General features: G+C 49.8%; 19 protein-coding genes and 1 tRNA gene. 15 read left to right on the forward strand and 5 right to left on the reverse strand.

Features of this window, described 5'->3' with window-relative positions; genetic code table 11:
* Positions 1–21 precede the first annotated feature (21 nt).
* Positions 22–936 (reverse strand): YicC/YloC family endoribonuclease, encoded by a 915-nt coding sequence (locus tag KDM89_RS07580; protein ID WP_230427733.1) that lies wholly within the window; start codon positions 934–936, stop codon positions 22–24.
* Positions 937–1,058: 122 nt separating this feature from the next.
* Between KDM89_RS07580 and KDM89_RS07585 the strand changes: the two genes are divergently transcribed.
* From KDM89_RS07585 to KDM89_RS07625, 9 genes are all read left to right on the forward strand, one after another.
* Positions 1,059–2,072, forward strand: a complete 1,014-nt coding sequence (locus tag KDM89_RS07585; protein WP_212687343.1) for a serine/threonine protein kinase — start codon at positions 1,059–1,061, stop codon at positions 2,070–2,072.
* Positions 2,073–2,121: 49 nt separating this feature from the next.
* Positions 2,122–3,063, forward strand: a complete 942-nt coding sequence (locus KDM89_RS07590; RefSeq protein ID WP_212687344.1) for a PP2C family protein-serine/threonine phosphatase — start codon at positions 2,122–2,124, stop codon at positions 3,061–3,063.
* A 1-nt stretch (position 3,064) separates the two neighbouring features.
* Entirely contained in the window at positions 3,065–3,799 is a 735-nt protein-coding gene (rph, locus tag KDM89_RS07595; protein ID WP_212687345.1) for a ribonuclease PH, read from the forward strand.
* The gene (gene rdgB / locus KDM89_RS07600) at positions 3,796–4,380 is read left to right on the forward strand and encodes an RdgB/HAM1 family non-canonical purine NTP pyrophosphatase (RefSeq protein WP_212687346.1); all 585 of its coding nucleotides are present in this window, start codon (positions 3,796–3,798) and stop codon (positions 4,378–4,380) included. The genes rph and rdgB overlap by 4 nt, the downstream gene beginning before the upstream one ends.
* Positions 4,380–5,627, forward strand: coding sequence for a radical SAM family heme chaperone HemW (gene hemW / locus KDM89_RS07605; protein WP_212687347.1), 1,248 nt, complete (start codon positions 4,380–4,382; stop codon positions 5,625–5,627). The genes rdgB and hemW overlap by 1 nt, the downstream gene beginning before the upstream one ends.
* A gap of 310 nt (positions 5,628–5,937) precedes the next feature.
* A complete protein-coding gene (locus KDM89_RS07610; RefSeq protein WP_212687348.1) occupies positions 5,938–7,122 on the forward strand; it encodes an EAL and HDOD domain-containing protein in 1,185 nt (394 codons plus the stop codon).
* A gap of 1 nt (position 7,123) precedes the next feature.
* On the forward strand, positions 7,124–9,124 hold the full coding sequence (locus tag KDM89_RS07615; protein ID WP_212687349.1) for a putative bifunctional diguanylate cyclase/phosphodiesterase: 2,001 nt from the start codon (positions 7,124–7,126) through the stop codon (positions 9,122–9,124).
* 64 nt (positions 9,125–9,188) lie between these two features.
* Positions 9,189–9,279: transfer RNA gene (locus tag KDM89_RS07620), tRNA-Ser, on the forward strand.
* A gap of 527 nt (positions 9,280–9,806) precedes the next feature.
* Positions 9,807–10,208 carry a hypothetical protein gene (locus KDM89_RS07625; protein WP_212687350.1) on the forward strand — a complete coding sequence of 134 codons (402 nt, stop codon included), beginning with the start codon at positions 9,807–9,809 and terminating at the stop codon, positions 10,206–10,208.
* A 231-nt stretch (positions 10,209–10,439) separates the two neighbouring features.
* On the opposite strand, the gene KDM89_RS07630 is transcribed toward KDM89_RS07625, so the two are convergent.
* The gene (locus KDM89_RS07630; protein ID WP_212687351.1) at positions 10,440–11,174 is read right to left on the reverse strand and encodes a tetratricopeptide repeat protein; all 735 of its coding nucleotides are present in this window, start codon (positions 11,172–11,174) and stop codon (positions 10,440–10,442) included.
* 67 nt (positions 11,175–11,241) lie between these two features.
* Positions 11,242–13,338, reverse strand: a complete 2,097-nt coding sequence (locus tag KDM89_RS07635; protein WP_230427734.1) for a bifunctional 2',3'-cyclic-nucleotide 2'-phosphodiesterase/3'-nucleotidase — start codon at positions 13,336–13,338, stop codon at positions 11,242–11,244.
* A 263-nt stretch (positions 13,339–13,601) separates the two neighbouring features.
* On the opposite strand from KDM89_RS07635, the gene KDM89_RS07640 reads away from it, so the two are divergent.
* Positions 13,602–14,567 carry a patatin-like phospholipase family protein gene (locus KDM89_RS07640; RefSeq protein ID WP_438947507.1) on the forward strand — a complete coding sequence of 322 codons (966 nt, stop codon included), beginning with the start codon at positions 13,602–13,604 and terminating at the stop codon, positions 14,565–14,567.
* A 101-nt stretch (positions 14,568–14,668) separates the two neighbouring features.
* On the opposite strand, the gene KDM89_RS07645 is transcribed toward KDM89_RS07640, so the two are convergent.
* The gene (locus KDM89_RS07645; protein WP_212687353.1) at positions 14,669–15,214 is read right to left on the reverse strand and encodes a C40 family peptidase; all 546 of its coding nucleotides are present in this window, start codon (positions 15,212–15,214) and stop codon (positions 14,669–14,671) included.
* A 256-nt stretch (positions 15,215–15,470) separates the two neighbouring features.
* Between KDM89_RS07645 and KDM89_RS07650 the strand changes: the two genes are divergently transcribed.
* The 4 genes from KDM89_RS07650 to greA all read left to right on the forward strand — a co-directional run bounded on the left by KDM89_RS07650 (position 15,471) and on the right by greA (position 21,142).
* Positions 15,471–15,887: a GlcG/HbpS family heme-binding protein gene (locus KDM89_RS07650; protein ID WP_212687441.1), complete on the forward strand. Its 417-nt coding sequence runs from the start codon at positions 15,471–15,473 to the stop codon at positions 15,885–15,887.
* Positions 15,888–16,154: 267 nt separating this feature from the next.
* On the forward strand, positions 16,155–17,309 hold the full coding sequence (gene carA, locus KDM89_RS07655) for a glutamine-hydrolyzing carbamoyl-phosphate synthase small subunit (RefSeq protein WP_212687442.1): 1,155 nt from the start codon (positions 16,155–16,157) through the stop codon (positions 17,307–17,309).
* A gap of 16 nt (positions 17,310–17,325) precedes the next feature.
* On the forward strand, positions 17,326–20,544 hold the full coding sequence (carB, locus tag KDM89_RS07660) for a carbamoyl-phosphate synthase large subunit (RefSeq protein ID WP_212687354.1): 3,219 nt from the start codon (positions 17,326–17,328) through the stop codon (positions 20,542–20,544).
* Positions 20,545–20,665: 121 nt separating this feature from the next.
* On the forward strand, positions 20,666–21,142 hold the full coding sequence (greA, locus tag KDM89_RS07665) for a transcription elongation factor GreA (protein WP_189355169.1): 477 nt from the start codon (positions 20,666–20,668) through the stop codon (positions 21,140–21,142).
* A 46-nt stretch (positions 21,143–21,188) separates the two neighbouring features.
* Here greA and yhbY read toward each other — a convergent pair whose 3' ends face one another.
* The gene (yhbY, locus tag KDM89_RS07670) at positions 21,189–21,659 is read right to left on the reverse strand and encodes a ribosome assembly RNA-binding protein YhbY (protein WP_212687443.1); all 471 of its coding nucleotides are present in this window, start codon (positions 21,657–21,659) and stop codon (positions 21,189–21,191) included.
* A 32-nt stretch (positions 21,660–21,691) separates the two neighbouring features.
* Here yhbY and KDM89_RS07675 point away from each other — a divergent pair, with 32 nt between their 5' ends.
* Complete coding sequence (locus KDM89_RS07675; RefSeq protein ID WP_212687355.1) at positions 21,692–22,336, forward strand: RlmE family RNA methyltransferase; 645 nt, start codon at positions 21,692–21,694, stop codon at positions 22,334–22,336.
* The last annotated feature ends 26 nt before the right edge of the window (positions 22,337–22,362 follow it).

The raw sequence follows: 22,362 nt of genomic DNA on the forward strand, positions 1-22,362 counted from the left end.
AGTATAAGCAAACGGACGTGCTTATTCAAGATTCTGTACTTGCTCGCGCATTTGTTCGATTAGCAGTTTTAATTCCATAGAGGCATCTGCCAGATCTTTAATTGCTGCTTTGGAACCCAGGGTGTTTGCTTCGCGGTTGAGTTCCTGCATCATGAAATCGAGACGCTTTCCAACCGGGCCGCCTTTTTTCAGGATGTGACGTGTTTCTTTTAAGTGAGCGCCAAGGCGTGCGAGCTCTTCCGCAACATCAATTTTCACGCCATACAGTGTGACTTCCTGACGTATGCGGTCAAGTGCTTCGTCACGGGTTATGGTGGTCGTGGTTTGTGTGCTTTCAGTTCCTGCGAAACCGAGTGCTTCTTCGAGGCGGCTTGTCGCTTTTTGCTGGAACTGCTGCAGCACTTGTGGCATTAATGGCGTGATTCGCTCAACGATTTCGTCCATTGCCGCAATTTTGCTCAGCAGCACTGCAGTGAGTGCCTCACCTTCGCGTTCGCGTGATACTTTAAACAGTGCAAGGGCTTGCTGAATGGTTTGCAGAATTGCCGGTTGCAATGCTTCTCCGGAAATTTCCTGCTCTTCCATGACGCCAGGCCAGCGCAAAATGTCATGTGCCGTCAATGGTTGTGCATGAGGGAAAAGCGCAGCAATCTGCTGTTCCAGTGAGCGCAATTGCTGCAAAGCTTCCTGATTCAGATTTTTTTGTTGTCCGGATGCAGCTTTTTTGCCGAAACTAAAACGGCACTCGACTTTGCCACGGGAAATCTGACCTGAAATCAGTTCACGGAATACACTTTCGACCGCACGGAAATCATCGTTAATGCGGAATTGGAGATCAAGGAAGCGGGAGTTGACGCTTTTGAGTTCGACGGTAATCGTACCTGCTTCGGTTTCGAGGGAGCTGGTCGCAAACCCAGTCATACTTTGAATGCTCAAATTTGTTCCTTTTTGGTAACATTGCACACAAATATGCGCAATATTGGTTGTTGGTAAGGCAGATGTTTACAAATCCCTGCGGAGTCCACACAATCGCTGCTGTCAACAGGATTGGATAAGCAATGGCTGCACAAAATAATGCCCCTTTGCCAGACGGGCTTGAAATTGCCGGATATCGCATTGTAAAGAAAATCGCGTCCGGTGGCTTTAGTATTGTATACCTCGCTTCGGATGAGGATGGTAACGCAGTTGCTATTAAAGAGTACCTGCCCAGCTCGCTCGCGCTGCGTCAGCAAGGTGAACTCGTGCCGGCAATTTCTGCCGAGAATTTGCCCGTTTACCGTATTGGTTTGAAATGCTTCTTCGAAGAGGGGCGGGCACTGGCAAGGATTTCGCATCCAAACGTCGTCAGTGTTGTGAATTTCTTTCGCGCTAATGAAACCGTGTATATGGTCATGGCGTATGAATCTGGTCGTTCCTTGCAGGAGCATATTCTGCGCCGGCGCGATAAAGGCGAAAAGCCGTTGGTATCTGAGCGGTTTATCCGGCGGATGTTCAATCAGGTCATGAATGGTTTGCGTGAAGTGCATACCAATAAGCTGCTGCATCTGGATCTGAAACCGGCAAATATCTACCTGCGGCTCGATGGAACACCGATTCTGCTGGACTTCGGTGCGGCACGTCAGACACTGAAAACCGATATTCCAAAGCTATATCCGATGTATACCCCCGGATTCGCAGCGCCCGAGCTGTATCAGAAAAATGGCAATCTCGGCCCGTGGACAGATATTTACAGTATCGGTGCGTCAATATTTGCCTGCATGATCGGCGCACCACCACAGCCAGCGGATCAGCGCAAAACCAACGACAAAATGGAATCGCATTATCGCAAGCTCGAAGGTATCTATTCTGAAGAGTTGATTGAGGTTGTGCGCTGGTGCCTGAAACTGGATCCCCTTGAGCGTCCGCAAAGTGTATTCGCATTGCAAAAAGCACTCGCAGCCAAAGTGGAGCCGCAAGCGGAGCCAACTATGCTGGAGAAAATGAAGCACAAGATATCGACATTATTTGAGCGGAAAAAACGGTCCGATAAGGATGCAGATAACACCACTATTCAGGAAAGTACGCTTAATTAATATTTGAATTTAATATTTAATGGCGATGCATTAACGATCGAAATCATTCATGCGATTTTCAGTTTATCAAGAAAGCCATATCGGCGGACGTAAAGTCAATCAGGACCGAATGGGCTACAGCTTCACACGTGACGCAATTCTGCTGTTGCTGGCTGATGGTATGGGCGGCCATATCATGGGTGAAATGGCCGCGGCGATTGCGATGCAAACCGTCGGTAGTTTGTTTCAGCAACAAGCACAGCCGACAATTGCAAGGCCAGAGCGGTTTCTGGAGGACAGCTTCCTTGCGGCGCATCAGGAAATCCACCGCTACCGGACAATGAACAATTTGCCGGAAACGCCGCGTACCACAATTGTTGCATGCATTATTCAGCATGGACACGCTTATTGGGCGCACTGCGGCGATTCTCGCCTTTACTGGATCCGGCAAGGGCAGATTCTGCTGCGCACCAAAGATCACTCCCGCCTTGAAACGCTGATTGCTCAGGGTAAAGTTGATCCGTCCGCGAGACATACGCATCCGGACAGAAACAAATTGTTTAATTGCCTTGGCGCGCCAAATTCTCCGATTGTCGAATTGTCACGTCGTGCAGCCTTGCAGCCTGGCGACCTGATTTTGCTGTGTTCAGATGGCTTGTGGTCAACATTGCCTGATCATCTCGTTGCACAGCGTTTGCAGGAGCACACCATTGTCCGCGCGATTCCTGAGCTGATACGCACGGCGGTTAGCATTGCTGGTAAAAACGGTGACAACACGACAGCACTGGCAATGATGTGGGAAGGTGATGACAGGCTGGATGAGTCCTCTGTGATTACGACAAATACCTTGCCAATCGGCTCGATCACCACCACAATTCAGGCCCCTATTGATCCTGAAGTTATGGGAGAGCAAGGGGAGCAGGATGTGTTTAACGATGCTGAAATCGAAAAAGCCATTGCGGAGATCCGCAATGCGATTCACAAGTCATCGAAACTGACAGGTAAATTTTGATATGACAATTAGTTCGCGACCAAGCGGGCGTTCTGCAGATGCATTGCGCCCTGTGACGATCAGCCGCCATTTTACAAAACATGCAGAAGGTTCCGTTCTGATCGAATTTGGTGGTACACGGGTTATTTGCACCGCAAGCGTTGAAGAAAAAGTTCCTTCGTTTTTGAAGGGTAAAGGACAAGGCTGGTTGACTGCGGAATACGGCATGTTGCCACGCTCCACCCATTCCCGTATGGATCGTGAAGCTGCGAAAGGCAAACAAAGCGGCCGCACACAGGAAATTCAGCGCCTCATCGGACGCTCTTTGCGGGCAGCTTTTGATCTGAGTTTGCTCGGCGAACGCACGATTCATCTGGACTGTGATGTGATTCAGGCGGACGGGGGGACCCGTACCGCGTCGATCACCGGTGCAATGGTTGCTGCCTACGACGCAATTCAGGGATTGCTGGACAAAGGGCTTATTAAACAAACACCGGTACGTCAGTTTGTGGCGGCGATTTCCGTCGGCGTATACGAAGGTTTACCTGTTCTGGATCTGGATTATGACGAAGATTCGCAGTGTGATACTGATATGAATGTCGTTATGACCGAGGGCGGCGAATTCATTGAAGTGCAGGGCACTGCGGAAGGTGTTGCGTTCAGTCGTTCAACAATGAATCGTCTGCTGGATCTTGCGGAAGATGGCATTGCGGATTTGATCGCTCTGCAAAAGCAAGCATTGGGGTTGGGTGCATGAGTCAGCAGTTAGTACTGGCCTCCGGTAATGCGGGTAAGTTGAAAGAGTTCGGCGAAATTCTCGCTCCTTTAAAGTTCGAGCTACTTTCGCAAAAACAACTGGGCGTCAGTGATACCGACGAGCCATTTGACACTTTTGTTGAAAATGCGCTGCGCAAGGCGCGCCATGCGGCAGCATGTACTGGTTTGCCTGCGCTTGCAGATGACTCCGGTATTTGCGTCAACGCCCTTGGCGGAGCGCCGGGTGTCCTGTCTGCTCGATTCGCAGGCGAGCCAAAGTCCGATGTACGGAACAATGCAAAGCTGATTGCGGATTTGCAGTCGCATAATGACTGGTCGGCTTATTACTACTGCGTTCTGGTTTTTGTCAGACATGCAAATGACCCGCAGCCTGTTATTGCCGACGGTATTTTGCCGGGACGGATTGTTGCTGATCCGCGCGGCGAAAACGGATTCGGATATGACCCGCATTTTTGGCTGCCTGAATTCGGCTGTACTGTGGCGGAACTGGATCCGGCACAGAAAAACCGTATATCCCATCGCGGCAAGGCACTGCAAATTCTGCTTGAAAAACTGAAGTAATGATTCCGATTAAGACCGCAGCGCAGGCTGCAAAAACGGTGCGTCAGGACTTATCTGCCGTACCGCAAACCGTGCTGGTGCAATATCTATCGCCGGGAGCACTGAATCTCAGTGCTTTGCCTCCGTTGTCTCTGTATGTGCACTTTCCATGGTGTGTCAGAAAGTGTCCATATTGCGACTTTAATTCCCACGAGCATAAACCTGACAGTGATGAAGCAGCATATCTGGATGCCCTGCGTGGCGATCTGGAAGCTGCTTTGCCGCTGATCTGGGGGCGTCGTGTCCAGACAGTATTCATCGGCGGGGGTACGCCCAGCCTGCTGAGTGCGCAAGGCATGGATCGCTTATTGTCAGATATCCGCACCTTACTTCCGCTGGAGCTGGATGCGGAAATTACAATGGAAGCGAATCCGGGAACTTTTGAGGTTGAAAAATTCCGTGCGTATCGGGACAGCGGTATTAATCGCTTGTCGATAGGTGTGCAAAGTTTCAACAATGAATTTCTGCAAAAGCTCGGGCGGATTCATCATGGTGATGAAGCGCGGCGTGCGGCAGAGTTTGCAGCAAAGCATTTTGACAACATTAATCTTGATCTGATGTTCGCTTTGCCGGGGCAGACGCTGGAGCAGTGTGAGCAGGATGTGCAGACTGCCTTGTCATTTGGTACGTCGCATTTGTCCCTGTATCATTTGACGATAGAGCCGAATACGTATTTTGCAAAATTTCCGCCAGCCATTCCTGATGATGATCTGAGTGCAGATATGCATCAGATGCTGCGCGATCAGCTTTCCAGTGCGGGTTACATAAATTATGAAGTGTCTGCTTATGCCAAACCTGGACGAATGTCTCGCCATAATCTGAATTACTGGCAGTTTGGCGATTACTTAGGGATTGGTGCAGGCGCACATTCGAAGCTATCGTTTCCGCACCGTATTGTGCGGCAGATGCGTCACAAGCAACCCAAAGCCTATATGCAGGCTGTCGCTGAAGGAAATGCAGCCCAGGAATCCTCTGAGGTGGCGACTGAAGATCTGCCTTTTGAATTCATGCTGAATGCCTTACGTTTGCGCGATGGTTTTCCGGTTGCTTTGTTTCAGGAGCGCACCGGATTGGCATTGAATACGATAGAAAGAGAGTTGCAACTCGCAGAGCAAAAAGGCTTGTTGTACCGTGACTATCAAACCATCGCTCCGACAGAAACAGGCCGGAACTACCTGAATAATTTGCAGGAAATGTTTTTGAAGTAACGAGTGCTTCGGCGTTTGCAATAATGCATCAGCAAAAGAAAGGCCGCAATTCTGCGGCCTTTTCTATTTTGTACATGAAAAAAATCTATATGGGGCTTGGGTCTTTTTTGTTGCTGTCAATAATGATGGTCGGAATTCGTATAACGAAATGTACGCTTTGCTTTCAAAACGTTTTCGGAAATATTTTCCGGATTCACTGTGGTTTATCGTGCGAAGATACCTGTAAGCGATTGCTTTCGCGGTGCGCATCATTTACAGTCTGAAACATAAAAATAATGCCCGTAACAATGGGTAAATGCATTTGCCAGTTATGACTTTTCAATTTCCGATTGCCACATTCAGGCCTGTATCTAATGCACGGCAACAGATTGTTGCGCTGTTTCCTGATTTCGGAAATGCAGCGCAATATCAGATTATTCAGACTCTGCAAAAAATGCAGGAGTCAGGCTGGTTTGATCAGCTCACCGGATTAAAACTCATCGTTCCTGTTGCTGACATCGCAGATATTCCGACGGACTTCAGTCAGCGTTTACCTTCTTCCAAATTACATTTGTTGCTAGGCGAGCAGCAATGCCTGAATGCAGAACATCATACACGCTTGCGTCATTTGCGCAGCGAAGGCGTGACCTGGATCGTTGCGCCCGACGACGTTCATGCGGAATGGGATGGCGCTCAGAGTTTATGTTATTCCATACAAGATGCTTTGCCTGCGAATGCGCGGCTTCGCATCAGTAGTATGCATCGCGGCACGCATCTTGCGACCGATATTCCGGATGCGGTATCGCTGGAACAAATGAAAGCTTGCGGCTTTCAATGGTTTGAAGGCAGTTATCCTTATGTGCCTGCTCCGGTACAACATCAGGCAGATCAGTCTGCGCGTACACGTTTGCTGAAGTTGCTCGGGCTGGTTGCCCGGGACGCCGACACTCGGGAGTTAGAAGAGCTGTTCAGGCAAGACCCGAATTTATCATTTTTATTATTTAAACTTGTCAGCTCCGCTGCGTTTGCGCAGATGACGAAAGTCAGTTCGCTGACGCAGGCGATTGCACTGATTGGCAGACGTCAATTGCAGCGTTGGCTGCAGTTATTGCTGTACGCCAGTCAGGCAAATCAGGCAGGGTGCCTGCATCCGCTGATGCCACGTGCAGCTTTCCGTGCTTCGCTGATGGAATCGCTGGTCTTACGTTCCGGTGCAGGAAGAGATGCCGGCGACAGCGCATTTATGACCGGCATGTTTTCTCTGTTAGATGTGTTGTTCGGTACAGGACTGGAAAAAGTGCTGTCGCCGTTGCATCTGGAAGATGATGTCATGGAAGCGCTGCTACACAGGAAGGGGTTGCTGGGCGAATGCCTGCAAATTGCGGTGTATGCTGACCGGCGCTGGAATCCGGAAATTACGCAACTGCTGCAACGGCGTGATCTGGATAGCACTGCATACTACGAAGCAGTGCAAAGCGCGTTCCAGTGGGTCAATCAGGTTTGTAAGGAGCTCTGATTTGGCTGGCAAATCTTCGTGGCGTTTCTTCGAGCATGGATTGCGCTTCGCCAAAGCGATGGTGTCCGATTCTGACTCGCAGTTTCTGGTAAAGCTTAATCAGGAACTGAACGATGCGGGATTTGGTGAATTTCAGCTGGATATGTCCGCGCAGCATGCTTCTGCTGCCGCAGATATTTCATCGCAAGCGATCACATCAGAACATTTTTTGCGCATGCATTTGCAGGGTCGTTTGCCGGATGCGGAAGACTGGCAACACCTGCAGGCCTTGTCTGAGATCTGCTCGCAGCTGATGGCAGTACGCGCCTCTGTGCGACGTTTTTCTGATCCTGAACGGGATCGCTATATTCAGCAATTACAGATTCTTGATCAGATCCATGAGTCTGTCATTACGATGGATCTGGCCGGTTTTATTCTGAGCTGGAATGCCGGTGCAGAGCGATTATTTGGCTACAGCGCTGAAGAAGCCATCGGGCAGAATGTGATTTTCCTGTATGAAAATGAGGAAGATGATCCGCAGGCTGACTATTTCCTGACGCATGGCGGTCGCACGATGGAGGTGCGGCGTAAGCGGAAAAATGGTGAAGTATTCTGGGCGAGCCTGACCTTATCGATTCTGAAAAATGAAGCTGGACAGCCAGTGGCAATGGCGGGATACCTGACGGATATCAGCGATAGAAAGCAGTTTGAAGCAAAGCTGGATTATTTGTCTTACTTTGACGCGTTAACCAGCCTTCCGAATCGCCAGCTTTTCTTGAAACTGGCGGATCAGCAATTGCAGGCAGGTGCGCGCAAACAGCAACGTTGTGCAGTGCTGTATGTGGATCTGAATCGTTTTAAACTGATTAATGATACGCTCGGGCATCAGTACGGCAATTCTCTGCTGATCGAAGTTGGCAAACGTCTTAAAGCGACGCTGCGTGAAGAGGATATCGTCGCGCATCTGAATGGTGATGAATTTGCAGTCATGCTGACTGACATTGCTGAGGAATATCACGCCAGCGTCGTTGCAAACAAGATTCTGGAAGCCTTATTTGTGCCATTACAGATTGGCGAATTCCCTTTGCAGGTTGGTGCCAGTATCGGTATCAGTATCGCACCGGCTGACGGCGAACATGCTGATGTATTGCTGCACCGGGCAGATATTGCGATGGGCAAAGCAAAACTGAACCGTCAGGGTGCCAGCGGTGCCTACGCCTACTACAGCCAAAGTCTGGATGCTCAGGTCAGCAGTCAGCTGGCTATGGAATCTGCCTTACGCCGCGCCTTGCAGTGTAACGAGTTTTATCTGGTATTCCAGCCTAAATACCATGCACAAACCAGCCAGCTGGCCGGGTCTGAAGCGCTTGTCAGATGGCGCGATCCTGAGCGCGGCATACAATCGCCGGCGGCATTTATTCCCGCCGCAGAGAAAAGTGATCTGATCCAGGAGCTGGATGCGTGGGTGTTAGATAAGGCTTGCCAGCAAGCTGCGCAGTGGAGTGCGCTTGGAATTCATCCGACCCGCATCGCTGTCAATTTATCCGCCAAAAGTTTTACTACGCAGTTGCCGCAGCATATTGCCGGTTTATTGCAGCGCTATCGGATTGCGCCGGACTGGCTGGAGCTGGAAATCACCGAAAGCACGCTGATGCACAGCGAGGAAGAAGTGATTGCCATTATGAAAGGTCTGGTGGCGCTGGGGTTAACGCTGACACTGGATGATTTCGGAACTGGGTATTCCAGCCTGACGTATCTGAAGCGTTTCCCGATTGCATGTATCAAAATCGATCAGTCTTTTGTGCGCGGCATTCCTGCAGATGTCAGTGACTGTGCAATCGCCAGCGCGATTATCAGCATGGCGAAGCGCCTCCAGCTGAACGTGGTGGCCGAGGGAGTGGAAACCGAACAGCAGCTGGCTTTTCTGCGCGAAGCAGAATGTGAGGAAGTGCAGGGTTATTTGCTGGCAAAGCCAATGTCCAGCGACGATTATCTGGCAATTCTGCGCCGGCAAGCATCGTAAGACTGCGGAAAATGGCTTCGCACTCTTGCGCAGCTATCAACGATGCTCTATACTTTATGGCTTCGGAAGGTTGGCAGAGCTGGTTTAATGCACCGGTCTTGAAAACCGACGAGGGCGAAAGCTCTCCGTGAGTTCGAATCTCACACCTTCCGCCAGTTTCATCAAAAACGCCCTTGATTCTCAAGGGCGTTTTTGTTTTTACGGGCTTAGTTTTGCAGTGTTAAGTTTGATGGTGGGTTAGGCGCTACTGACATCGGACTTGCTCATTGTGCCTATGGTCTACTGAACATCGGCAATTCAGCTGCATAGCATTCGTAAAGCATCGCGCGAACGGCGCCAACTGTGCAAACTTCGTCATCGGGCATTTTCGGAGGCCCGGACTTTCTGCCGACGACCGCCATATCGTTATGCAGAACACCGCATTTGAGGCTGTTTATGTCGAAAATCCTGTATTTCTGAGCTTCTGATGAAGTTCTGCCAAAATTCCTGTTAAAACGGATCAAACGCCAAGATACTGCTGGTCATGGTTCCGGAAAATTTCTAAAAAGCGTTAATGAGAAGATCAATACTTTTCATTTTTATTGCTTCCACATTAATGCTCGAATAATATGCAATATAGATAATTTATTGCAATTTCAGTAAATTTTCGTCGTGCATCGGCATTTTTTAATGAGGAAATAGAATGAAGCGTTTTGTAGTTTTATCTGCAGGAATATTGATGTCATTCACTGCCTATGCAACTGATTCCTGTGCTGTACAGTCGGCCAGATTATTGTCGCAAGGAAAGCTGGGTGAGCTTACATTGAAGTTTGCGAAGCAGAGTGATTCAGTATCCCGTTCGCTTGAGCAATTGGCTGCGGGTATCGGTCCGGTGAAAAAGGTGTCACCGTTGAAGCACCAGTCATCTGGCGAATCTGTCCGTCAAACAGTTGCGGTTGATGGTCTTGCAGCAAGCTATCCGTTTGACGGCAGTTGGGCTGAGATCGTCACCAAATCAGGTGAGCGATTTCAGTTGCAGGCCTCATCCGAGCCTGGGTCGTCATGCAAATTACTGGCATTGCACCTCGATAAATTCAGTAAATAAGCACGGTGGTTTGCAGGGTTTACTTTCAAAATCCTGCAGTTTTCCTTCTAAAAGCCATTTTTGCGCATTGCTGCACAGGAAAACAGCCAGTTTTTGCGAACGTCCGCATGGATACTGGCGCTCCGGGGCGGTCTGAAAAGCCGGAAATGCGGAAATTTGCATCCCCCCGGTCGCCGATAGCGCGCTGACTCACCTGTAACCATCTACCGACGAAGGGCAGGGGTATTACTCCTATTGATAATTTTTCCAGCGCAAATGGCGCTCGTCGGTGGCTTCCTTGCGCAGTAAGCGGGCGCGTTCACGCTCTTCCGGCTTCTGGTCGGTTTCCAGCAACAGGGCGAGCTGATGTACAGCGGGCGGATATTCACCATCCGCCGCTTTTTCCAGCCATTCACGGGCGAGGACAGGATCGGCATTCACACCTTCGCCGTGCTCATACGCATTCGATAACAAAAACATGGCTTGTGCATTGCCAAGTTCAGCGGCGCGCTGCAGCCATTTCAGCGAAGTGACGGTGCTGGCGACCGTGCCATCTCCGTATTTCGCCATTCGGGCCAGCATCAGCGCTGCTTTGTGATCATTCTGGGCGGCAGCAGCCTGATACCAGCGGTAGGCCTGTGCGCTTTGTTTCTGCAAGCCGAGGCGTGCATGAAAGTACGTTTCTGCAATCTGAAACTGGGCTTCAGCGTCACCCTGTCGTGCGGCTTCAAGCAGCCAGAAAACGGCGTCAGGATATTTGTCTTCCGTGCGCGCCAGCGACAAGCCCAGCTCACGCTGCGCAGTCACCAGATGCTGTTGAGACCAGCGCTGCAGTTCGCTGATCGCGGCGAGATCGCTGGCCTGACGGGCGCGGATACCCAGTGATTCCAGATAGGCATTGTCAGGAAGCGGCGTTCTGCCAAGTGAACATGCCGACAGTGCGCAAGCCGTCGCCAGCACCAGCAGGAATTGGTGTCGTTTCAACATTTCAATAAGCTCTGTGTCCGAAAATACCTGCCCCGGCAATCGGAGCAGGTATTTGATTTACAAGGATTTATTTAGAAAGGTCGATCTGGTACTTGGCATAACCGCTGGCATCAACGGCACCTTCTGCACGTACCCGTGCGAGACCCAGTGCTTGTGCTACCGCCAGTTTGCCCGGCGTGGAGCGCAGAACGACCGGGCCTTGCGTTGCCACTTTGACGAAAGACCAGCTCTGGCCGCTGCCATTGTTCGCGAGCGTCAGCTTACCGGCTTTTTTCAGATAGGCAGCAACAACAGCCTGATTGGCATCCGGTGATTTAATGATCGTTTTACTGCCATCAATCCCCGGTACGCTGCCACCGCCACCGGCACGATAATCGTTGGTTGCGACGATGAAGTCATCTGTATCAGCAATCGCTTTGCCCTGATAGCTCAGATTTGCGATGCGGCTACCGGCAGGTTTGGTTACGTCGATCTGATACTGCAGTGCATTGTTGTCCGCGTAAAACACATCGTAGTTGTAGATGGTGCCGTAGGAAGGAACCAGGTCCTGTTCTGTTGTCAGTGCAGGGTTGATCTGTGCAAATTGCTTCGCTGCTGTTTCCAGCCATGCTTTCAGATCGCTGCCTTTGATTTTGACGGCTTGCAGATTGTTATTGCCGTACAAATACAAGTCTCCCGGATTACGTACCTGCAGCGCAAATGGTGCTGCGGCGTTCGCACCCGGCGCAACATCAGTAAAGTCGGTAGGGCCGTTGCGACCCGCTTTGAATGGCGCACTGCAGGAAATCACCGGAATCGACTTGTAAGTGCTGAGTACAGGATCTGTAGTCGTTGCCAGCAGATTTTTGACATAATCAATTTGCGCCTGATTCACGATCTGAATAGCAGTGACATCACCGGCCAGTGCGAAATAGGCTGACATTTCAAAGTCAGTAGTGGTGCCGATAGGCTGGCTGGCGTAGGCAACTGCAGCTTTGTGCTCGGTATCTACCAGCGGTGCTACGGATGCGTCTGCATCGATATTTGTCGCGCCATCCTTATATTTGAAGCCGCGCGCTTCAACGTTGGTCTGATCTTTTTGTACCACCCATTTGCCCCCCTGATATTTCAGTGTCATCTGAATGATACCCAGACGACGTCCCCAGCTTTGCGCCATCACTGCCGGCACACCATTGACCAGGCCTTTGACAACATCGACTTTATCGGCTGGCAGTGCGGCCAGCGATGAGTCAATTTTCGGGCTGCCGGCTTCTTTGGCTTGCGGGAAAATCAGGTGAGAGTGACCCAGCATCAGCGCATCAATGCCTGTGGTCGTCAGGTGGTAACTGCCGTTTTCCATTTTCGGGCTGTACGCGGAGGTATCCAGACCACCGTGGGACAGCGCTACCACCAGATCAGCACCTTTGGTACGCATTTCAGGCACATACTGCGTTGCTGACTCCACAAGGCCATTCACCATGACCTTGCCATCCAGATGTTTCTGATCCCATTCCATAATTTGTGGCGGAGCAAAACCAATAATGCCGACATTCACATTGACGTCCATGCTGGTGCCGTCCGGACGGGTTGCAGTGAAACGTTTTGGCAGAATCGAGTACGGGCTGAAGATTGGTTTTTTGGAGCTGGCATTCACCACGTTCGCCAGAACAACCGGAAACTTCGGTGCGCCGCAATTATTCGGCGCTGCAATGCCGCTGACACTGAAATCGGTATTGGTAATCTGGCTCAGGAAATTCAGGCCATAGTTGAATTCATGGTTGCCGACGCCAGCGCCATCGTAACGCAGGGCGTTCATTACTTTGTGGATTGCCAGCGTATTGCCGCAGGTTACAGGCGAGGCAACAGCCTGAAAGTCGCCGAGCAGTGTGCCCTGAATTGTGTCGCCATCGTCCAGCAATACGTTGTTCGGATTTTCTGCGCGCGCAGATGCAATCAGCGCAGCGGTACGCTCGAGTCCGAGACTGGTATCGGCTTTCAGACCGTAGTAGTCATAGCTCAGAATATTCTGATGCAGGTCGGTGGTTTCCAGTAAAGCGAGTTTGACGATCGTGCCTTCCGGAATAGCGTTCGCGGGTGGTGTGGCAGACGTATCGGACGAGTTGTTTGCACAGGCGGTAAGTATCAGAGCCAGAACAGGCGTTAAACGAAACGGCGCTTTCATCATATTCCCTTATCATGTAGTGCAAACGATTGCGTATCGTAGCAATCGTTTGCGTCTTATTGGATTTCTTGCTAACAACATGCATCAGCAAGGCGGGCGAATTATCGGATGCAAATATGTCATTGGCATGACGACAATCCATCCATGAATAAAATTCACTAAAAGCCCAACGGCATAACATTCACCCCATTGGTCGTTCTGCTGCATTTGCACAGCATTCGTCTTATATAATGCGGGGTTTTCTGAAGCAGAATAAAAGGATCAGCATGCTGCAAGGCAAATTAACAATGAGTGCGGATGTTTCCGGCAAAAGAAAGAGCGTCAGACGCCTGTTCGGTTTGGCGATGCTGAGCACAGGCTTGTCAGCTTGTGTGACAGGTAGTGCGCCGCCACCTGCGCCTATCGTCGCTCCTGCACCGGTTGCTGCACCAAAAACATTGAAACCCGTACGTATTGGCCTGGCACTTGGCGGTGGTGCAGCGCGCGGCTTTGCCCATATCGGGGTGATTAAAGCATTAGAATCGCAAGGCATCGTACCGGATATCGTGGTCGGTACTAGCGCGGGCAGCGTGGTTGGTGCGATGTATGCAGCAGGGAATAATGGCTTTGCACTGCAGAAGATGGCTCTTGAAATGGACGAAGCGACGATTTCAGACTGGTCTTTGCCTTTATTCGCCAAGTCCAGTGGCGTTCTGAAAGGGGATGCTTTGCAGGCTTACGTTAATCGTATGGTTGGCAATGTACCGATTGAGCGTCTGAAGAAGCCGTTCGGCGCAGTGGCAACAGATCTGGCAACTGGTCAGCCTATCCTGTTCCAGCGCGGCAATACGGGCGCTGCGGTGCGTGCGTCGTCAGCAGTACCGGCAGTCTTCCAGCCAGTGAAGATCAATGACAGACAGTATGTTGACGGTGGACTGGTATCGCCGGTGCCGGTACGTTTTGCACGCGAGATGGGTGCGGATCTGGTCATCGCGGTCAATATTTCGCAAGCTGTAGAAGGTCAAAGTAGTGCAGGCACGATTGATATTTTGATGCAGACGGTTTCTATCATGGGGCAGAGCATCAATCAGTTTGAGCTGAAGCAGGCGGATATCGTGATTCGTCCGGACTTACCGAATATGAAAAGCAGCGATTTCACCAGTCGTAATCATGCAATTCTGGCGGGTGAAAAGGCGGCAATGGCATTGATGCCTGAACTGAAGCATAAAATCAGACAATTGCAGGAGCGGTGACCTGACGTCACGTGCTCAGTATCAGATTGGTCGAAATAAAAAACGGAGGCAATGCCTCCGTTTTTCTTTATGCTTTATTTTTATGTGGCCTGTAGCCCGGATTACTTTCCGGCTTCCTGCTCGTTAATGCGTCGCGCACCATTGAAACGCTGCTTCCAGTAGCTCAGATCCATACTCTCAATGCGAACCTGACCGCCAGCCGAAGGCGAATGAATGAATTTATTGTCACCCATGTAAATGCCAACGTGAGAGAAACCACGGCGCAGAGTGTTGTAAAACACCAGATCGCCCGGTTGCAAATCTTTTACATCAATTTTCTCACCAACCTTGCTGATCTCAGCAGAAGTGCGGGGCAATTCAGCACCAACTGCATCTTTGAACACGAGGCGAACGAAACCGCTGCAATCAAGGCCGTTTTCGGGTGTTGAACCGCCGCGCTTGTAATGAATGCCAACAAAATCCATGGCTTTCAGCGTCAGATCCGATGCGCGCTGGCGCAATTCCTGCAATTTGGTATAGGCGGTGGAGGATTCAGGGAAGGGATTTTTTTCATCAGCACTGGCGTTAATCGCAAGACCTGCTTGCAGGCTGAGTGCAACGACGGCGTACGCGACATTTCTTTTTAATCTGGAAACGTTTGTTAGCATCTTAGCACCTGAAAACAAAAACCGTTCTACTCTAAGCGAAGTTTGAAACAATGTAAACGGTTTGGCGATGCAAATGAAAACTCGTTTTCATTTGTTTGCGACGCAGCAAAATGAATTGACCCCGTTTGGCACGCGCAATGATGAAAGATATCGGATCGTCGTTCTGGCTGGAGTAAATCCTCTACAATTTCAGTCCCTTGCAGCGGGTTTGTATCCCTCACTGCAAGATACATACGAAAATTATTATGGAGTAAAGATGTTCTCGAAACCTGTGCTGAGTCTGGAAGATGTAAAAAAGATGGCGGCAGCTGCCGAAGCTGAAGCGATAGCGAATCAATGGCCGGTTGTCATTGCCATCGTCGACGATGGTGGGCATTTGTTATATCTCGAACGCATGGACGGCGTGGCGCCGGTTTCCGCGCAAATTGCACCAGCAAAAGCAATGACCGCAGCACTTGGAAAACGTGAATCGCGCATTTATGAAGAAATGATTAATAACGGCCGCTTTTCTTTTTTGAGCGCACCTCAACTTGAAGGAATGCTGGAGGGAGGTGTTCCAGTGTTCGTCGAAGGTATGTGTGTCGGTGCTATCGGGGTTTCCGGCGTGAAATCAAGCCAGGATGCACAAATTGCGAAAGCCGGTATCGCGGCGCTCGGCCTTGATCCGAACTGAGAAAAAAGCATCCATATAATGCAATCCTGAATCGCATGACTTTCCGCTAAGTTCTTGTTTTTTCAGTATTCAGGATTGCCAAAATGACGCTGTCGGGCTATAATCTGAGGGTTTATCTAATTCAAAAATTCGCCGTAGCGCCTACCCAAATTAACATTTGCTCCAGTTATATTTCACATTCAGGCTGCTTCGGATTGGAAGAGGCTGAACAAAGTCAAATTGGGGTGCGCAGCGGCGGTAACAATACAGGAGTTGCCCTTGCTGCCCATTCCGCAGTCCCTTCTCAATTCTGGCCGTGAAACTGCAATACTTGCTCTCGCAGATGGTACCGTGTTCACTGGCTATTCGATTGGTGCTTCCGGACATACCGTTGGTGAAGTCGTTTTTAATACTTCTATGACGGGTTATCAGGAAATTCTGACTGATCCGAGTTACAGTTCCCAAATCGTTACACTGACTTATCCGCATATTGGTAATACCGGCGTCAATTCTGAAGACGTCGAATCTGAAAAGATTCATGCAGCTGGTTTAATTATTCGTGACCTTCCTCTGCTGCATTCGAATTTCCGCTCTGAATCCTCCCTTTCCGACTATCTCAAATCCCAGAACATTGTTGCTATTGCAGGTATTGATACCCGCAAGCTGACACGTATCCTGCGTGAAAAAGGTGCGCAGGCAGGTACGATTTTCGTGGGTACAGATGCAGAAAAAGCGGTTGCGCTGGCACAGGCTTTCCCTGGTCTGGCAGGTATGGATCTGGCCAAAGTGGTTTCGTCAAAATCGTCTTATGTCTGGACTGAATCTGAATGGAAACTGGGTGAGGGCTATGGTCAGCAAACGGAGCCTAAGTTTCATGTCGTTGCATTTGATTTTGGCGTAAAACGCAATATCCTGCGCATGCTGGCTGAGCGTGGCTGTAAAGTTACCGTGTTGCCGGCGCAATCCAGCGCTGCCGATGTACTGGCACTGAATCCTGACGGTGTTTTCTTATCGAATGGTCCCGGCGATCCTGAGCCTTGCGATTACGCGATCAGTGCAGCGCGTGAACTGATCGAAAAGGGTATCCCGACCTTTGGTATCTGTCTTGGCCATCAGATTATGGCTCTGGCATCAGGTGCAAAAACACTGAAAATGAAATTCGGCCACCATGGCGGTAACCATCCTGTACAGGATCTGGATACACGCCAGGTGCTGATTACTTCTCAGAATCACGGCTTCGCTGTGGATGCTGAATCTCTCCCTGCAAATTGCCGCGTGACGCATGTTTCGTTGTTTGACGGCTCTCTGCAAGGTTTTGCCCGTACGGACAAGCCAGCTTTCTGCTTCCAGGGACATCCTGAAGCATCGCCGGGTCCGCACGATATTGCTTATCTGTTTGACCGCTTTATCGGTCTGATGACAGAAGCGAAAGCCAAGGCCTAAACGAGGGAGTGAGAAGATGCCAAAACGTAATGATATAAAAAGTATTCTGATTATTGGCGCTGGTCCGATCATCATCGGCCAGGCCTGTGAGTTCGATTATTCCGGCGCACAAGCTTGTAAAGCACTGCGCGAAGAGGGTTACCGCGTTATTCTGGTCAACAGCAATCCTGCGACCATCATGACCGACCCGGAAATGGCTGATGTGACATACATTGAGCCAATCACATGGCAGGTTGTTGAACGCATCATTGATAAAGAGCGTCCTGACGCGATTCTGCCAACGATGGGTGGACAGACTGCGCTGAACTGCGCTCTGGATTTGTGGCGCAACGGCGTACTGCATAAGTACAAAGTAGAACTGATCGGCGCGACACCGGAAGCAATTGATAAGGCTGAAGATCGTCAGAAATTCAAAGAAGCGATGACACGCATCGGTCTGGGCTCCGCTCGTTCCGGTATTGCGCACTCCATGGATGAAGCGTGGGCTGTGCAGAAAGACGTCGGCTTTCCTGTCATTATTCGCCCGTCTTTCACGATGGGTGGTACTGGCGGTGGTATTGCTTACAATCCGGAAGAGTTCGAAACAATCTGTAAGCGCGGTCTGGAAGCATCCCCGACCAATGAATTGCTGATCGAAGAATCGCTGATTGGCTGGAAAGAATACGAGATGGAAGTTGTGCGCGATAAAGCGGATAACTGCATCATCGTATGTTCCATTGAAAACCTGGATCCAATGGGTGTTCATACTGGTGACTCGATCACTGTGGCACCTGCACAGACACTGACTGATAAAGAATATCAGATCATGCGTAACGCCTCGCTGGCAGTGCTGCGTGAAATCGGTGTTGATACCGGTGGTTCCAACGTGCAGTTCTCGGTCAATCCGGCTGATGGCCGCATGATCGTGATTGAAATGAATCCGCGTGTTTCCCGCTCCTCAGCACTGGCATCTAAAGCAACCGGTTTCCCGATCGCGAAAATTGCAGCGAAGCTGGCTGTTGGTTTCACGCTGGATGAGTTGCGTAATGAGATTACCGGCGGCGCGACACCAGCATCATTTGAGCCTTCAATCGACTACGTTGTCACCAAAATTCCGCGTTTTGCGTTTGAGAAATTCCCGCAAGCAGATAATCGCCTGACAACACAAATGAAGTCGGTCGGTGAAGTCATGGCAATTGGCCGCACCTTCCAGGAGTCTTTCCAGAAAGCGCTGCGTGGCCTGGAAGTCGGCGTCGACGGCATGAATGAAAAAACCCAGGATCGTGAAATTCTGGAAAAAGAACTGGGTGAGCCTGGTCCGGACCGTATCTGGTATGTTGGCGATGCATTCGCTCAGGGCTTCAGCCTTGAAGAAGTTCATCAGCTGACTCATATTGACCCGTGGTTCCTCGTTCAAATCAAAGATATTGTCGATATCGAGTTATGGCTGGATGAACAGCAACTGGAGAATATCGACCGTGATCTGATGCTGACGCTGAAGAAAAAAGGCTTCTCTGATCGTCGCCTTGCGAAACTGTTGAAAACAACAGATGCCGCGGTACGCGAAAAACGCCGTGCGCTGAGCGTTCGTCCGGTTTACAAGCGCGTGGATACCTGTGCAGGTGAATTCGCTACAAACACCGCGTACATGTACTCGACGTATGAAGAGGAGTGCGAATCTCAGCCAACTGATAAGAAAAAAATCATGGTTCTGGGTGGTGGTCCTAACCGTATTGGTCAGGGTATCGAGTTTGACTATTGCTGCGTTCATGCAGCGTTCGCAATGCGCGAAGATGGCTACGAAACCATCATGGTGAACTGTAATCCTGAAACAGTTTCCACTGATTACGATACATCTGATCGCCTGTACTTTGAGCCACTGACACTGGAAGACGTGCTGGAAATTGTCGATAAAGAAAAACCAGTTGGTGTGATTGTTCAATACGGTGGTCAGACTCCGCTGAAGCTTGCTTTGGATCTGGAAGCGAATGGTGTGCCGATCGTTGGTACTTCGCCTGATATGATCGATGCAGCGGAAGACCGTGAACGCTTCCAGAAATTGTTGCAGGACCTCGGTCTGCGCCAACCGCCAAACCGTACTGCACGTACAGAATCCGAAGCGCTGACTTTAGCGCAGGAAATTGGTTACCCGTTAGTCGTTCGTCCATCCTATGTTCTGGGTGGCCGTGCAATGGAAATCGTTCATGAGCAACGCGATCTCGAACGCTATATGCGTGAAGCGGTCAAAGTTTCGAATGATTCACCTGTGTTGCTGGACCGTTTCCTGAATGATGCAATCGAAGTTGACGTTGACTGCCTGTCTGATGGCGAACGTACGTTTATCGGCGGCGTCATGGAGCATATCGAACAGGCTGGCGTTCACTCTGGTGACTCCGCTTGCTCGTTGCCACCATATTCTCTGAAACAGGAGACGATCAACGAGTTGAAACGCCAGACGGCATTGATGGCTAAAGGCCTGAATGTGGTAGGCCTGATGAATGTACAGTTTGCGATTCAGCAATCTGAAGGTCAGGATGTTGTCTACGTTCTGGAAGTGAATCCGCGCGCATCACGTACAGTGCCTTACGTTTCCAAAGCTACCGGTCTGCAACTGGCAAAAATTGCGGCACGTTGCATGGTTGGGCAGTCGCTGGACTCACAGGGTATCGGTGAGGAAGTTGTTCCGCCGTATTACAGCGTGAAGGAAGCTGTTTTCCCGTTCGTTAAATTCCCTGGCGTAGATACCATTCTCGGCCCGGAAATGAAATCGACCGGCGAAGTGATGGGTGTGGGCAAAACATTCGGCGAAGCATTTGTTAAATCTCAGCTTGGTGCTGGTGTGAAACTGCCGACAGGCGGCAAGGTATTCCTGAGTATTAAAAACAGTGACAAGCCGCGTGCTGTGAAAGTAGCAAAAGATCTGGTAGAGCTCGGCTTTTCAATCGTTGCAACCCGCGGTACAGCAGCAGCGATCGCAGCTGAAGGTATTCCTGTTTCTGTCGTTAATAAGGTTGTTGAAGGGCGTCCACATGTTGTAGACATGATCAAAAACAACGACATTGCGATGGTAATCAATACCGTAGAAGAGCGTCGTAACGCGATTCTGGATTCCCGCGCAATTCGTACTTCCGCTTTGGCGGCACGTGCTACGACGTTCACTACAATTGCCGGTGCAGAAGCTGCGGTTGAAGGTATGCGTCACCTGTATCAGTTGCATGTTTATGATTTACAAGGCTTACATAAGTCTTTAAACTGACGTCCAATTAAGTGACGGATTCCTTCCGTCGCATTCTCCGATACAGAGGCCACACTAAACATCTTCAAGGATGTTGGCTGTGGCCTCTGTATTTTTTCTTTTTCATTTTTCTGGTAAGTAAATGAGTACAGTACCTATCACCAAATTTGGCGCGGAATTGCTGAAGCAAGAATTGCACACGCTGAAAACAAAAGAGCGTCCTGCTGTGATTAATGCAATTGCAGAGGCGCGTGCTCAGGGTGACCTTTCGGAAAATGCGGAATATGATGCTGCAAAAGAGCGTCAGGCTTTTATCGAAGGTCGTATCGCAGAACTGGAGGGGAAATTAAGCTCCGCACAGGTAATCGATCCATCTGAACTCGATGCTGAAGGGCGCGTGGTTTTTGGTGCAACGGTCGCTCTGGAAGATCTGGAAAACGGACAAAAAGTCAGTTACCAGATTGTTGGTGAGGACGAGGCAGATATTAAAGTAAGTAAGGTTTCAATTACTTCTCCGATCGCAAGAGCCTTAATCGGTAAATACGCAGGTGATGTAGTTGGTGTTCAGGCACCGGCAGGTGTCCGTGAGTACGAGATACTGGATGTTAAGTACCTCTAATCGTTATAAAAACAAACCGGCGCACGGCGCCGGTTTGTTTTTGTGATCAGCGAAGTAATGATTTCTTAGCGCTGGACTGGCGTTGCTTGGCGCGCTTAATGTTGCCGCCTTGCGTTACACGCTCATTGCCTTTAACTAATACTTTTTTCACTGTTGGCTTTTTTGTGCCGCTGGCGCTTGGTTTGACGATTGTTACTTCTCGCAAACCTTTCCCTTTCGGTGCAGAGTTGCCTGACTTTGCATCATCTTTCTGCGGACGGTATAGTACTAACAGTTTACCAATGTGCTGAACCGGTGCAGCATTCAGATTTGCACAGATCGTGTCATACATTTCGATGCGTGCTTCACGATCGTCACCAAAAACACGAACCTTAATTAAGCCGTGCGCATTCAGTGCTGCATTGATTTCCTTAATGACTGTCTCACTGAGGCCAGCTTCGCCAATCAGAACAACAGGTTTTAATCCATGTGCTTGTGAGCGCAAATCACTGCGCTCAGCAGGTGTAAGTTTCAACATAAAATTTCCTTTCAAGGCTGTATTTTACGCGAATGGCAAAGAATAAATTCAATCAAAATTGGATTCACGATCATATTAACGATCCTTACGTGAAACTGGCGCAAAAAGAAGGCTATCGCGCTCGTGCGGTATATAAATTAAAAGAGATCGATGAATCAGAAAAGCTCATTCGCCCAGGACAACTCATTGTTGATCTGGGTGCGGCACCAGGCAGTTGGTCTCAGTATGTGCGCAATAAACTTTCCGGAAAAGAGGGGGGTGGAATACACGGTGAAATTTTTGCGCTCGACTTGCTTCCTATGTCACCTGTTGCAGATGTGGATTTCATACAAGGTGATTTCACAGAAGATGCTGTGTTAAATCAACTGGAAGACCGTTTGAAGGGGCGAAAGCTGGATTTAGTATTATCTGATATGGCGCCGAATTTATCAGGCCACCCAACGGTTGATGGTGCCCGAATTGAATACATTATGGAGCTTGCTGTTGATTTTGCTAAGGCACATCTGAAGCCGGGCGGAGCATTGCTGGTAAAATGCTTTCATGGACCAGCTTACAATAACATTATGTCAATGTTTAAGAGCGAATTTAAACAGGTCTCAAACAAAAAACCTAAAGCGAGTCGTGATAAGTCCTCTGAGATTTTCTTGTTAGGAAAAGGTTTGAAAAATTCTCAATGATTTCGGGCTTGATAATTCGCAAGCAG

Origin of the sequence: Cognatundibacterium luofuense, from assembly GCF_018139685.1 — a bacterium.
In the GTDB taxonomy this organism is placed as follows: Bacteria; Pseudomonadota; Gammaproteobacteria; order Burkholderiales; family Burkholderiaceae_D; genus Undibacterium; species Undibacterium luofuense.